Below are 14,764 nucleotides of genomic sequence, written 5' to 3'. Positions count from 1 at the left end.
CTCATTGATAATGCACCTTCTTTTCCCCAAGCTTGAATTGCAGGATGGTGACAATCAGGATGCATATGAACAGGAAGACTGCCTGTGCGCTTGCTGTCCCGAATTGATAGTTGATGAATGCTTCCCTGTAGATGGAATATACAATCAGATTGGTCGCCTGCGACGGCCCGCCTTTTGTTAAAATATCAACCTGCCCGAACGTCTGGAAAGCATTGATCAGCGAGATGGTGATGATAAAGAACAAAGTCGGCGACAGCATTGGTATCGTAATCCTGCGAAGCTGGTACCAGTAGCCGGCCCCATCAATCTTTGCACTCTCGTATAAATATTCGTCGATATTCTGCAGGCCGCCCAAAAGAATAAGAAAAGAAAATCCGGTATTCAGCCAGATGGTCGAGATGGCTACGGAAATCAAAGCCCAATCCGGGTCCAAAAGCCACTGCACCTGCGGGAGATGCAGCACGCTTAACAGGCGGTTGAACATACCTACGCTCGGATGGAACAGGAAAAGCCATACTACCGATGAAGCCGCTACCGATATTCCCATCGTCGAGGAATAGATCGTCCGGAAAAAACCGATGCCCCGCAGCTTCTCGTTTGCAATCAAAGCCAGGAATAAAGAGATGATGATCCCGGCCGGAACGGTGTATAACACGAACAGTATCGTAGCTTTCACACTGTTTCGGAATGCCTCTGATTCCAGCAGATAAGCATAGTTTTCCATCCCGACAAAAAGGGAAGCCGCCCCGTGCTGGTCTGTTAAAAAGAAGCTTAAATAGATCGTCCGGAACATCGGATAAAAAATAAAGACTGAAAACAGCAAGATGGAAGGAAAAAGATATAAAAGGGCAGTACGCGCATTCAGGGACCGTTTCCATAAGCCAGGCTTCAAGCCTGGAGCTGATGCTTGCCTGACAGGGCTGCTTACTTCTGCCTTCATAGCAGCACCTCCTTTTCAATCACATGGTTCTCAATATCTGTTGGTGTTTTGATAATCTGCTTTGTCTCATAATCAAAAAAACAAAGTGAGTCATAGCTGATTGCAATCGGCACAATATCGCCAACCTGGATCCGCCACTGGCCGTTCCACTTGGCCAGCCATTCGCTCCCCCCCAGTTTAAAGGAAAAGATCGTTTCATTGCCCAGCACTTCCACATTGATGACTTCCACCTGAATTTTTTCTTCTGCAGGTGTTTCCTTTGAAGCGGCCTTCAGGTGCTCAGGCCTGACGCCGACAATGACGCGATCCCCTGACAGGAGTCCACGGTCTTCTGCCGGTACATTTATCGCTGCATCTTCTCCGAGAGCGACGGCTGCCCCTGTCCCTGATACTCTGCCTTCTGCGATATTCATTGGCGGAGAACCGATAAAGGTTGCAACAAATGGATTTGCGGGATTATTATAAATATCAATTGGCTTTCCGATCTGCTGGATCTTCCCATCATGGAGGATCATAATGCGGTCTCCCATCGTCATAGCCTCAACCTGGTCATGTGTCACATATATCATGGTGATTCCAAGCCGCCGCTGGATTTGCCTGATTTCCGAGCGCATATGGGCCCTGAGCTTCGCATCCAGATTGGAAAGCGGCTCATCCATCAGGCAAATCGGGGCCTGGTTGACGATCGCCCTTGCCAGTGCCACCCTCTGACGCTGCCCTCCGGAAAGCTCTCTCGGCTTCCGTTTCAGGTATTCCGATAAACCAAGCATAGCTGCCACATCTTCACACCGTTTTTTCCGCTCAGTCTTTGGCACCTTTTTAACATGCAGACCAAAAATAATATTCTCTTCCACCGAAAGATGCGGATACAGGGCATAGTTCTGGAAAACCATTGAAATATCCCGTTTGCTTGGCGGCAGCAGATTCGCTTCCTTCCCGCCGATTTCCAGTACGCCTCCCGTAATTTCCTCAAGCCCGGCAATCATACGGAGCATCGTACTTTTCCCGCATCCGGACGGCCCGACAAGCACAAAGAATTCTCCAGGCTCAATTGTGACATTGATATTGGTGATCACATCCGTCTTTTTATCATAAGACTTGGATACATCAATCAATTCGACTTTTTTCATCTTTCCATTCCTTTCTTGATGCTCTTAGTTAAACGCTTACATTTTTATCCTGCTTGCGAAAATCTTCTGTCAGCGGACTATGATCCAGCTGGACCTGCTTTACCCCCTCAAGACTGCATAGTTTTTCATATAATGAAAGAATATTTTTCCGGGAAGATATTTTGATTCTGATATCAAGGGATATATAGCCCTCCTCCAGGAAGTAATATTCGTCTGCCATTGTGATCGCTTCAATGAAGGCGCTCTCATTTTTCAGTACCTTATTCAGCTTCCCAAGCACCTTTGCTTCTTCCGAAACAGTCAATGTAAAGACAAAGAACTTGTATGGAGTCAGGAACTTAAACTCCAGGCTTCTCAGCACAAATACATTCAAAAGTACAATGCCTGTGGTTATGTAGGCAGGAAGGTAGAAGCCGCTTCCAACACTGAGCCCGATTGCCGCGACCACCCACAGAGTCGCCGCCGTTGTAATGCCGGAAACACTATTATTGGAGTGCTTCAAAATGGCTCCTGTCCCAAGGAATCCTATTCCGCTGATAACACCATGAGCCAGCCTCGCTGGGTCGAACCGGGCATTAACATGGTCGATCGTTTCATTGAAACCGTAAATGGATAGAATCATCATTAAAGCAGAGCCGACAGAAACGAGAAGATGGGTCTTAAATCCAGCCTGCTTGTTTCTTAAATCTCTTTCCCATCCTATCAGGCCCCCGAGAAGAGCAGCCAGAAACAGCCTTTCAATAATGGTTAAAGCCGATATGGTTATCGTTATAGTCATCCCTCCTTCCCCATCCAAATAAAAAGAGGCCACAAATATGCTTAGATAAAATCCCCTAAGCAAACTATGTGAGCCTCCAGCATCTCCATCACAAAATATTAACTTAGTAATATCTTACATTTATAAACAGATAATTGTCAAACTATTTTTTATATTAAGTTAATTCCTATAAATCCCATGGGTTTATTTTACACAAATTTGCCGTTATGCTATAAAAAGAAGAAAACCGTTTATACTGGCTATATTCAATGAGGATTTTTTTAAAGCAGGTGACAGTTCATGCCAATAAAGTTTGTAATCATATTTATACTCCTCTTTTCCATAGCTGGATGCTCCTCATCAAAGGGAAACTTCACTGCTCCCTCAGACAGCTTTATTGTCATCGGCCACCGCGGTGCCTCGGCCTATGCCCCGGAGCATACGATTGCTTCCTATGAAATGGCCGCTCAGCTTGGAGCAGATTATATTGAAATCGACCTGCAGATGACGAAGGACGGCAAGCTTGCCGCCATGCATGACCAAACAGTTGACCGTACGACGGATAAGTCAGGTGCCGTCCGGTCCTTTACATTGGAGGAGCTGCAGCAGCTTGATGCTGGTTCCTGGTTCAACCGCGAGCATCCCGGCTATGCCGACCCGGCATACAGCCGCCTGAAGGTCCCTTCTTTGGAGGATATCTTTCAGCATTTCGGAAGCAGTGTGAACTATTATATTGAAACTAAGTCTCCTGATTTATATCCCGGAATGGAGGAAGAACTTTTAAGGCTATTGCATGATTATGGCCTGATAGGCAGCAAAAAGGAAACTGCCCGCGTAATCATCCAATCTTTCAGCAGCAAAAGCCTGAAAAGGATTCACCGGGAAGAACCTGGCATCCCTCTTATCCAGCTGATTTCCTACAAAGAACAGGCTGTGCTGACAGACGATGATATCAAAAGGTGGCAGAAGTACGCAGCCGGCATCGGCCCGAATTATAATATGATTGATGAAGAGTATGTAAAGAAGGCGCGGAAAAACGGACTGCTTGTACACCCCTATACGATTAATAAGCAGAATGAAATGAAAGAAGGTGTCGCTTGGGGAATAACTGGAGCGTTCACAGACTTCTCGGATACGTTGACAGAGGTTATTAGTAATCACAATGGCAAAGAATAATCTGTATAAACCTAAAAAAACTTCCCGGCCGGGAAGTTTTTTATATTTTCTTTTCGACATACCCTTATTGCTTTTATCCACTAATCTCCGTAATTTTGGATACTCTCCGGCAATCAGACAAATATTTCTCAGGAAATAAGAAAATAGTCCGTGAATAGAGTCGTTTCTTGTCAATATTTCTTTTGTTTCATTTACAATAAATGGCGGTATAAAGATAATAAGAATTTAGGGAAATATTATAGAGAAAAGGTCTTGCTGTTACATTGTTGGTTTACTCATCTAGCTGCCGCAGAAAATTCGTTTTTTTATCAATCAAAAAACACAAGGAGTGGTACTAATGAAAATCAAAGCAGGAAGCTGGGCCATGCTATCCCCACAGGACAAGTTTCTTCTACTGAAAATTATCAGTGAACGTTCTAAACATACAGATCATGAATAAGCCATAAAAATAGCTTAGAAACCGGGAGCGGCTTCTAAGCTATTTTCATTTCACTTATTCTTTCAAGATGCTGTAGCTCTTTTCTATGCCGCTTTATTTTTGTTATAGATATCGAATGCGACTGCAGCCAGGAGGACGAGCCCTTTTATCGCCTGCTGCCAGTCAATTCCAAGCCCGAGGATTGACATCCCGTTATTCATGACGCCCATGACAAGCCCTCCGACAATTGCACCGCCTACTGTTCCAATTCCACCATAGGCAGATGCTCCCCCGATGAAACATGCTGCAATGGCATCAAGCTCAAAAAGGTTTCCTGCTTTTGGCGTCGCTGCATTCAGGCGTGCTGCAAAGATGAGGCCTGACAGTGCAGAAAGGACGCCCATATTGACAAATACCAGGAAGGTAACCTTTTTCGTTTTGATTCCGGATAATCCTGCGGCTTTTTCGTTGCCCCCGATCGCATATACATGCCGGCCAATCACCGTCTTTTTCATAATAAAAGAATAGAGAAGGACAAGTGCGAATAGAATGACCAGAATAGTAGGCACTCCCTCATATGTAGCCAGGACATATGTAAATACATTGATAAGGATGACAAAACCGGTCAGTTTAGCGAAGAATAGTCCATTTGATGAAATCTCAAAGCTATACTTCATTTGGTTTTTCCTGTTTCTCAGCTCAAAAAGGACAAATACAATGGACAATACAGCCCCAATTACCAGTGTAAAGATATGGAGAGCGGCATTTTCTCCCCCTATTACATCCGGGATGAAGCCTGAGCTCATGGCCTGGAAGGATTCCGGAAATGGTGCAAGCGATTGGCCTTTCAGCACGAGCATGGTCAGTCCCCTGAAAAGGAGCATGCCTGCCAGCGTTACGATAAAGGCCGGTATTTTCACATAGGCGATCCAAAACCCCTGCCATGCACCTATTAAAGCGCCAAGCACCAAGGAAAGGAAAACAGCAAGATAGGTCGGGACATTTAAATCGATGATTAAAATGGCTGAAATGGCTCCGACGAAGGCTGCTATCGAACCTACCGACAAGTCGATATGGCCAGTAATGATAACCAGCACCATGCCAATGGCCAGTACTAGAATATAGCTGTTCTGCAGTATAAGATTGGTAATATTCAGCGGCCTGAGAAGGATTCCGTCCGTCAGAACCTGGAATAGAAGCATGATCAGCACCAATGCAAAGAACATTCCGTACTGCCTCACATTGCTTTTGATTAATGATCCGGCTCCCAAAACCTTTGGCCCTTCATTATTTAGTGGCGTATTCGTGTTCACCGTTCTTCCCCCTTGCTTTTGTCATATATCTCATGATACTTTCCTGATTGGCTTCACTTTTATCAAGCTCACCTGTGATTTGACCTTCATTCATCACATAGATGCGGTCACACATGCCAAGCAGCTCCGGCAGCTCCGAGGATATAAGAAGGATGCCTTTTCCGTCGGCTGCCAGCTGATTAATAATCGTATATATCTCATATTTTGCACCAACATCGATTCCCCTTGTAGGTTCATCTAGGATCAGAATATCCGGCTCGGAAAAGATCCATTTACTGAGGACAACTTTTTGCTGGTTCCCACCGCTTAGATTATTCGTTTTCTGCAGTACGCTTGGTGTCTTGATATTCATTTTCCGGCGGAACCCCTCTGCCTCCTTATATTCCGCATGGTCCTGTATGACCAGGTTCCGGGAAATTTTGTTCAGGCTCGCAAGGGATATATTTGATTTGATGTCATCAATTAAAACCAGGCCGTAATTCTTCCGGTCCTCAGTTACATATGCCAAGCCATTCTTAATGGCACTGGAGATATCTTTAAGCTGGATTTCCTTGCCGTCTTTAAATAGGCTGCCGCTGATGTTTTTTCCATATGATTTTCCGAATATGCTCATGGCCAGCTCTGTCCGGCCCGCTCCCATCAGCCCGGCAATTCCGACAATTTCTCCCCGCCTTATGCTGAGGCTTGCCTGGTCGATAACCTTTCGCTCAGCATGGAGGGGATGGTAGACCTCCCAATCTTTTACCTCAAACATAACTTCCCCTATTTCCGGTTCACGGGCAGGATAGCGGTTCGTTAAATCCCGGCCTACCATGCCTTTTATGATCCGGTCTTCTGAGATGCCGTCTTCTTTCACATCCAGCGTCTCGATCGTCTGTCCATCCCGGAGGATTGTGATAGAGTCTGAGATGCTTGTTACCTCGTTCAGCTTATGTGAGATGATAATAGAGGAAATTCCCTGCTTCTTAAATTCCAGGAGCAGCCTGAGCAGATTCTCGCTGTCTCTTTCATTTAAGGCAGCGGTAGGCTCATCAAGAATAAGCAGCTTCACTTCTTTTGAAAGCGCCTTGGCTATCTCGACAAGCTGCTGTTTGCCGACACCGATATTTGAAACCAATGCATGCGGGGACTCAGACAATCCAACCTTCCGAAGAAGCTCAAGCGTCTTGACAGTCGTTTCATTCCAATTGATGATTCCCTTTTTGGCCTGTTCATTCCCAAGAAAGATGTTTTCCGCAATGCTAAGCTCCGGAATAAGCGCCAGCTCCTGGTGAATGATGACAATTCCTTTATTTTCACTTTGCTTAATATCTTTAAATTCGCATACATTCCCTTTAAATAGAATGTCTCCTGTATACGTCCCATGCGGATATACACCGCTCAGCACCTTCATAAGCGTGGACTTGCCGGCTCCGTTCTCGCCGCACAGTGCATGAATTTCCCCATCTGCGACCTGAAGGTTTACCTGATCCAATGCTTTAACACCTGGAAATTCCTTTGTGATATTCCTCATTTCCAAAATATACTCCGGCATCCTTTCGTCAGCTCCCTTCAAATGCAATGGATGATTCAGCCCAGCTGAATCATCCATTGCATGTTATTACTTAAGCTCGTCTTCCTTATAATATCCGCTGTCTACCAGTACTTCTTCATAATTGGACTGATCAACAGAAACTGGTTCAAGGAGATAAGCAGGCACAACTTTTTCACCGTTGTCATATGTTTCAGTGTCATTTACTTCTGCTTCTTCTCCCTCAAGGACAGCCTCTGCCATTTCAACAGCTTTCTTCGCAAGCTCGCGTGTATCTTTAAACACAGTCTGTGTCTGCTCTCCCGCAATGATGGATTTGACAGAAGCAAGCTCTGCATCCTGCCCTGTAACCACCGGCAGAGGCTTACTTCCGTCTCCATAGCCGACGCCCTTCAAGGAAGACAGGATTCCGATGCTGATGCCATCATATGGCGACAGGACAGCGTCCACTCTGTCACTTGAATAATTGGAGCTTAATAGATTATCCATTCTGGACTGGGCTGTTGCACCGTCCCATCTTAAAGTGGCTGCCTGCTCAAATGCTGTCTGACCGCTTTTGACAACCAGCTTTCCGGAGTCGATATAAGGCTGGAGAACTGACATAGCGCCATCAAAAAAGAAATAGGCGTTATTATCATCCGGAGACCCGGCAAACAATTCGATGTTGAATGGCCCTTTCCCATCCTTCAAACCAAGCTTTTCTTCAATATAAGAGCCCTGAAGCACACCTACCTTGAAGTTATCAAAAGTTGCATAATAGCTTACATGTTCAGTCTTTTTGATCAATCTGTCATACGAGATTACACTGATATCCTGCTTAGCCGCTTTATCAAGGACGTTTGTCAGTGATTCACCATCAATTGAAGCGATTACAAGAATGTTGACGCCCTTTGTAATCATATTCTCGATCTGGGACACCTGGTTTTCCACAACATCTTCCGCATATTGCAGGTCAACCTTATAACCAAGCTTCTCAAACTCATCCTTCATATACTTGCCATCACTGACCCATCTTTCAGAGGATTTAGTAGGCATTGCAATTCCGACAAAACCTTTTTCATCTCCTCCTGCACCGCTGCTGGAGCAGGCAGACATGGAGAAAACAAGAATTAACAGGAACATAGCTGATAATAGCTTTTTCATTTAAATGACCCCTCTCTTCCTAATCTTAAATATGCTCAAAGCCATTTAAGGCTTTAGAGTCAGCAGTGTAAAAAACAACCAACCATCAGCAACCGCTTTCATTTTCAGTAAGTATGTACGTACAACAGAGAAATTCATAGTTAGATAATAGTTTTCCAAGCGTAAGTCATGAACAGTTTTTAATGTTTTTCAAGGTCCTTAATTGTACGTACAATTATTATATTCAAAACACTATACGTCCGTAATATTAATTTACAGAATTATCAAAACACTAATTTCTATTTGTAGTAGTTAATCCCCTCAGGTGCAGAGAATTCGTCCTGTTCAATGACTGCTGTAACTTGAGTGTTGCTGCTTCATGGAATCAATCACGGTTCGGCCTGAGAAGGAAATGCTTCCAGTATCATGAGTATCGTGAAGCTGTATCCACCCTTTTCTAAATAGGAGAACATGGATCTTTGCCTGAGGCGCCCAACCATACTTGCTTTTATAAAGGACACTAAAGCAGCTGGTGGAAATTGAGCCCTTGATATTCATCAACACGTCTTTGACACGCTGTTCTGTAATATCCTGTATCACCTCCGTAAAATCTGCCCGCAATGCCTTTCCGTACTCACATTCTCCCCGTAAACGTTTCCAATTTCATAAAAAAGCAGTAGCAGGTTTTCTACTAGCACTTTCTCTTTCAGTCTTTCAAGCATCTATCACTCTCAGACCATTGTTTGTAAATCATTATATAATTGTACGTACAAATTTACCAGTGTTTTTAGAAAATTTTTAATATTACTTCAACAAAATACCTCCTAAGACTTTAATTGCTAGAATAAAAGTTTACTTGTACGCACAAAGAAACCTGTTCATAAAATGAACAGGTTCTTGATTAAAACTCTCTTTTTAACTCAGCTGTTGAACTTCTGATAATTAGTTCCGGCTCATATTCGACGCCTTTTTCAATCGAATCAACAACCATCCTGGCAGCGAGCCGCCCCATTTCTGTTTGCGGATGAGTCAAACTGGTGAATTTCACTTCCGAAACAGATGCCAGATGAGAGTTATCAAACCCGACAAGCGACACATCTTCCGGGACTCTTAATGACTGCTCCCTTGCCACATCCAGGATATTCAAAGCAATCTGATCATTATAGCAAAAGAAAGCGGTCGGGGGCTCCCTATCCTTTAAAAGCTACCGGGCAGCCTCCTGCGGTTTGGCATTTTTATCTTCTGTAGTATATGTCACAATTGTACCTGGATGAATGGGGATATTATAATGCCGGTGCGCACGCATGAATCCCTTCATCCTGTTAACCCCCTGCATATCATCGACCTTGAAGATGCCGCTGATTTTCTTATGTCCAAGCTGGATAAGATGCTCAGCGGCCATAAAACCGCCTCTTTCATCATCAACCGTAATGCTTGCAGGCTGAAGTTCAGAGTATAGGGCATTGATCATAACGTACGGAATTTTGTTTTTCTCAATATTCAAATACGTGTTGAGGTTAGGGTTATGCAGAGCACTTTTGGTAGGCTCGACAATAAGGCCGTCCAGCTTTTTGCCGAGCATATTTTCGAGGCACTTGCGCTCTCTCCCGATATCATGATTTGTACTTGCGAGAAGCAGATTATATCCTTTTTCACTTAGATATGACTCTATGCCTCTAATGATGGAGGGAAAAATATAATCAGAAATAGATGTGGTTATAATGCCGATGGTCCGGTCAATCTGGCCTTTTTTTCCGCTCTGATCCTTACAGAAGGTCCCTCTCCCCTGGTGCCTGTAAAGCCAGCCCTCATGAACCAGTTCACTCATAGCCTGCCTGATCGTATGCCTGCTGACAGCAAATCGCTCGGCCATCTCATGTTCAGATTGGATCCTCTCATCCGGCTTAATTTTGCCTTCCCGTATCCAAGATTGAATTTCTTCTTTAACCTGTTTATATTTCGCCATTCATCCACCAGCCTGCAAAAGTATTTATAATCTATATCATACAATAGGATAGAGTAAATTTGTACGGACTATGTGAATATTGGGAGTGACAGGCACCTCCCGGATTTTGTCGAATATATAGTGTTTGAAAAAAATTGCGGTTTGTTTAGAGGCCATAACAGATTGCTTACCGCCCGATGGATCAATAAAGGGGATGAGAGATTTTCATGGCTTCAAATAGTGCTTTGTGATTTCTTCCCAAATCGTCTTCCCAGTCTGTGCTTTCATTGGTGTCAATGTCTGGCCGAATACCATCCTGTATCCGGCAGCCTGCCGGATGTCCGCTGCCGGCATTGGGAAAGACAATACATCAAAATCATGAAGCCTCATATAAAATTCCTCATCCAAGTGGAGTTCATGCTCATCTCCATGATCGGCCGCCTGGACAATGCCAGTCGCCACTCCGCGTGCAATGATCCCCCTCTTGTTGCTATATAAAAACACAAGATCCCCTTCCTGCAGCTTCTTGATTTTTTCCTTCCACGGCGAAAAATATGCGGCACACTTCGCATTGGCCAGCATATCCCTCTCATCACTGCCATTCGGACATCCAGAACGGTTTGTGTTGATCAAATAGGCTTTTTGCGTCATGGTCTCACGTCCTTAATGTTGTGTTTTTATTATTTTTACCCGTTTTCGGAGGTTATAAAAGGGAGTCGAGTTTTTAGAGGAGAGGGCTTTGAGGGGTAATCGTTTAGGGATACATGCCCCCTCTCTTTCATATATCCCGTCAGGCTCTTCGTAATACATGACTCACCCTCTAAACACTCACTCATGTATCTCATCAGGCTCTTCGTATACATGACTCATCCTCTAAACACTCACTCATTTATCCCAACACGCTCCCATGCGAGGCACCATCCCCCGTAAAACACAAAAACACCGCCGCATCACAAGCGGCGGTGCCTGGCACCAGATTAGTACATCAAATAATCCTTACGTACTTTATTAAAGTCTTTAAGCTCATCCTCCCATTGCGATTCAATCCAGTCGACGGATTTGCCTTCTTCAATGGCGTCGCGAACCCAGCCGTTTCCGACAAGAAGGTCGAAGAAGGAGATGCCTTTGCTGTCTTCTGCACGGAATGCAAACTCTACCGGATACAGATCATGGATGCTTTTGACGATATGCAGTCCGGTTTTAACCGTTTCAAATTCATCACGGTCTGTGATGTGGATCTGAATGCCATGGGACAGTTTGCCGGCATGCTTGGAGATTGACGGTGTGAAGGATGCTGCCCGGAAGCTGACACCCTTCAGATTCAGGCTGTTGAGCTGCTGTGCCAGATTGTCGGCATTGATGAACGGTGCTCCGATAAGCTCGAATGGCTTGGTCGTTCCCCTGCCTTCCGATACGTTGGTGCCTTCGATCAAGGCAGCTCCCGGATATACTAGGGCGGTATCCAATGTCGGCATATTCGGTGATGGCATGACGAATTGGAGGCCCGTTTCGTCATAAAGCATATCCCGCTTCCAGCCCTTCATTTTGACAACTGTCAGGTCTGCGCCGATACCGAATTCCTCATTGAACAGCTTGGCGAGCTCGCCGACAGTCATCCCGTGACGGAGCGGGATTTCGTAATTACCGACAAAGGATTTATACGGTGTTTCCAAAACTGGCCCTTCCACCTCAGTGCCGCCAAGCGGATTCGGGCGGTCAAGGACGATGAATGGGATATTGTTTTCTTTTGCTGCTTCCATTGCATAGGCCATGGTGTAGATATAGGTGTAAAAGCGGGTTCCGACATCCTGGATGTCAAACAGCAGGACATCGACGTTTTCCAGCATTTCCGGGGTTGGCTTTTTGGTTGCCCCATAGAGACTGTATACGGGAAGACCCGTTTTTTCATCCGTATAAAACTCGACATATTCCCCGGCCTGCGCGCTTCCCCTTACACCATGCTCAGGTCCGTACAGGGCTGTAAGCTCTACTTCGGGATCATTATGAAGCAAATCTACAATACTATTAAGCTCCTGATCGACGCCGGTTGGATTGGTGATCAGGCCGACTCGCTTTCCTTCTATCAGTTCCTTCTGATCATCGAGCAGCACCTCTATGCCCAGCTCGAACTTCTTGCCTTTCTTATCTCTTCCTTTATGCTTCCCATTATCCGCAAAAGCAGCGGCAGACAGGGCGGAAAGTACAAGAATCAATGACAGCATAATAATCAAGCGTTTTTTCAAAATAATCCCTCCCTGGTTTGGCGAAAAGCCCCGGTGCCTTGCTCAAACAGCAGGCACCGGAACCCTTCTCTTTAAACGACTACAACAGAAAGCCTTTCGCCTTAGTAGCTCAAGCCGTGGCCGTATTCATACAAAGTTCCGCCCTCAAGCGAAGGAATTGTCACTGGAAGCTTTCCTGCTGGCGCGAACTCTCCGAAAATCGCACCTGCAGTTGCTTCAAAGCTTGCCGGGCGGAATCCGTACTGCGCAAGATAGGCATCTGTGCCTGGCACGGCCATGATGTCATAAGGATTGCGGATGGCTACCGTGATGACTGGTGCATCTGTTTCGCTGATCAGCTTGTTGATCATTTTCATTTGTGCGCTGTCAGGCGAGCGGCCGGAAACATTATACGTGTAGGAGCCGACGATGACTGCCTTTGCTTTTTTCGCTTTTTCCAGCTGTTCTGCCGTGAGGCTGTAGTCAGCTGATGCTATGATTTCTGTATTAGCGTGGCGTGCTTTTACTGCTTTCCCCAGATCATTGATATAGGTGCTGCCGATAACGAGGATAGAATCACTGTCTGCCGCTGATAGCGGAAGAGCTCCTTCATTTTTCACAAGGGTGATTGATTTCTGTGCTGCTTCCTTTTCAATCGCTTTATGTTCGGCAGAGCCTACGACATTAAGGGCATTGGCAATCTTATCGTTCAGGTCCTCCGGTGTTTCTTCTTTGATGATTCCCCGCTTGAGCTTCAAAGTCAGAATTCGCTTAACAGAAGCTTCGACCCGTTTTTCCGAAATTTCTCCTGACTTAACAGCAGCCAGCAGCCCTTCAGCGACTGCTTCGAGTCCGACCGGCATCAGGACAATGTCTGTTCCTGCTTTGACGGAGCGGATCGCTGCGTCAACAGGCCCAAAGTGCTCTGCGATGGCATTCATGTTCATCGCATCTGTTGTAATGACTCCCTCATAGCCCATTTCCTCCCTCATCAGCTCTGTGAGCACTTTGTAGGAAAGGGTTGCCGGGAGGGCAATTTCTTCACCTGTTTTTTGTGAAATTACTTTTGTATCATCGATTTTCGGGAAGGTGACATGTGCCGTCATGATGGCATCAATGCCTGCTTCCATCCCCTTCTGGAATGGATACAGCTCCACTTCCTTCAATCGCTCTTTATCATGCGGGACCTCAGGCAATCCAAGGTGGGAATCGACTGCTGTGTCGCCGTGGCCAGGGAAGTGCTTCGCTGTTGCCGCGACGCCTGCAGACTGCAGCCCCTTTGTATAAGCTACCCCCATCTCAGCTACAAGCTCAGGGTTTTCCCCGAAAGAGCGGACGCCGATGACAGGATTGTCCGGGTTGTTATTCACATCCATGACAGGCGCGAAGTTGGTGTTGATGCCGAGGGCAGCAAGCTCTTCACCAATGGCTTTCCCCACCTTTTCGGCAGTTTCAGGGGAACGGGCGGCACCAAGGGCCATGTTGCCCGGCATATCAGTTCCCGACTGCAGGCGGGTGACAATGCCTCCCTCCTGGTCGATTGTCATCAGGAGCCCGTATTTTTCTGATGCTTCCTGGTATTGTGAGACCAGCTTCGTTGTCTGCTCGGTTGTCACGACATTCTCGCGGAAAAGAATGACGCCGCCGAGATGGTATTTTTTCACAAGCGCTTCAATTTCCGGCTGGATTTCTGTTACGTTCTGGCCTTTCCAGGTCCGGAAATCCGGCATAAGCATTTGCCCGACTTTTTCTTCAAGCTTCATTGCTTTGACAGCATCATCGACCAGCTGATAACGCTTTGATTTTTCCTTGCGGATTTCTGCCTGAAACCCGGATTTGCGATTTTTTGCGTCAATGGCGATCCGGTCTTTATTTTTTCCATCTGTTACGGTAATAAAAGTACGGCCATTTTTTCCTGACAGTGTTACAGTTCCGTCATCAGATACCCTGGCGACCGTTTTATTGGAGGAGTTCCAGTCAAGATTCTTGGAGACTCCTAGAAAATGCCCTTCCTTATAGACATGCAGTGCTTTAAGCTGCAATGTTTTTCCGCTGAACTGCGTCTCGGATTCCGGCAGGTTCTGCAGGAGGACGAGATCCTTCACCTTATTTTTGCCGGCTGCCGCTGCAGGCTGAAGCCAGGCGGAGAACCCAAGGATCAGAACCAGAAAAGTCATTACAATCGTTTTGAGCTTTTTCAAAGCCATTCC

At 45.8% G+C, this 14,764-nt stretch carries 10 protein-coding genes and 1 pseudogene; 1 reads left to right on the top strand and 10 read right to left on the bottom strand.

The features are described 5' to 3' along the window. Position 1: 1 nt before the first annotated feature. Genes ABU165_RS07040 through ABU165_RS07030 form a run of 3 tightly spaced genes read right to left on the bottom strand, consistent with a single transcriptional unit; the run spans position 2 to position 2,848 of the window. Entirely contained in the window at positions 2 to 940 is a 939-nt protein-coding gene (locus ABU165_RS07040) for a carbohydrate ABC transporter permease (protein ID WP_094768614.1), read from the bottom strand. Continuing rightward, positions 937 to 2,070, bottom strand: a complete 1,134-nt coding sequence (locus tag ABU165_RS07035) for an ABC transporter ATP-binding protein (RefSeq protein ID WP_101549246.1) — start codon at positions 2,068 to 2,070, stop codon at positions 937 to 939. The genes ABU165_RS07040 and ABU165_RS07035 overlap by 4 nt, the downstream gene beginning before the upstream one ends. 28 nt (positions 2,071 to 2,098) lie before the next feature. After that, complete coding sequence (locus ABU165_RS07030) at positions 2,099 to 2,848, bottom strand: MgtC/SapB family protein (protein ID WP_318059900.1); 750 nt, start codon at positions 2,846 to 2,848, stop codon at positions 2,099 to 2,101. Between the two features lie 279 nt (positions 2,849 to 3,127). Here ABU165_RS07030 and ABU165_RS07025 point away from each other — a divergent pair, with 279 nt between their 5' ends. Next, a complete protein-coding gene (locus ABU165_RS07025; protein WP_248137880.1) occupies positions 3,128 to 4,003 on the top strand; it encodes a glycerophosphodiester phosphodiesterase in 876 nt (291 codons plus the stop codon). Positions 4,004 to 4,525: 522 nt separating this feature from the next. Here ABU165_RS07025 and mmsB read toward each other — a convergent pair. The 7 genes and pseudogenes from mmsB to ABU165_RS06990 form a co-directional block, all read right to left on the bottom strand. Further along, entirely contained in the window at positions 4,526 to 5,647 is a 1,122-nt protein-coding gene (mmsB, locus tag ABU165_RS07020) for a multiple monosaccharide ABC transporter permease (RefSeq protein ID WP_094768690.1), read from the bottom strand. Between the two features lie 61 nt (positions 5,648 to 5,708). Further along, the gene (gene mmsA, locus ABU165_RS07015; RefSeq protein WP_094768691.1) at positions 5,709 to 7,268 is read right to left on the bottom strand and encodes a multiple monosaccharide ABC transporter ATP-binding protein; all 1,560 of its coding nucleotides are present in this window, start codon (positions 7,266 to 7,268) and stop codon (positions 5,709 to 5,711) included. A 66-nt stretch (positions 7,269 to 7,334) separates the two neighbouring features. Then, positions 7,335 to 8,408 carry a multiple monosaccharide ABC transporter substrate-binding protein gene (chvE, locus tag ABU165_RS07010; RefSeq protein WP_094768617.1) on the bottom strand — a complete coding sequence of 358 codons (1,074 nt, stop codon included), beginning with the start codon at positions 8,406 to 8,408 and terminating at the stop codon, positions 7,335 to 7,337. An 880-nt stretch (positions 8,409 to 9,288) separates the two neighbouring features. After that, positions 9,289 to 10,353: pseudogene (locus tag ABU165_RS07005) on the bottom strand (substrate-binding domain-containing protein). A 204-nt stretch (positions 10,354 to 10,557) separates the two neighbouring features. Then, a complete protein-coding gene (locus tag ABU165_RS07000; RefSeq protein WP_094768619.1) occupies positions 10,558 to 10,983 on the bottom strand; it encodes a hypothetical protein in 426 nt (141 codons plus the stop codon). 326 nt (positions 10,984 to 11,309) lie between these two features. Next, on the bottom strand, positions 11,310 to 12,554 hold the full coding sequence (locus ABU165_RS06995) for an exo-beta-N-acetylmuramidase NamZ family protein (protein WP_396349967.1): 1,245 nt from the start codon (positions 12,552 to 12,554) through the stop codon (positions 11,310 to 11,312). A 122-nt stretch (positions 12,555 to 12,676) separates the two neighbouring features. Continuing rightward, the gene (locus ABU165_RS06990) at positions 12,677 to 14,761 is read right to left on the bottom strand and encodes a glycoside hydrolase family 3 protein (RefSeq protein WP_094768621.1); all 2,085 of its coding nucleotides are present in this window, start codon (positions 14,759 to 14,761) and stop codon (positions 12,677 to 12,679) included. Positions 14,762 to 14,764 lie beyond the last annotated feature (3 nt).

This window comes from Cytobacillus sp. T106 (assembly GCF_040492155.1).
GTDB classification, from domain to species: domain Bacteria; phylum Bacillota; class Bacilli; order Bacillales; family Cytobacillaceae; genus Bacillus_AB; species Bacillus_AB infantis.
The sequence above is the reverse complement of the archived record's forward strand: the minus strand, read 5'-3'. Positions and strand labels throughout refer to the sequence as shown.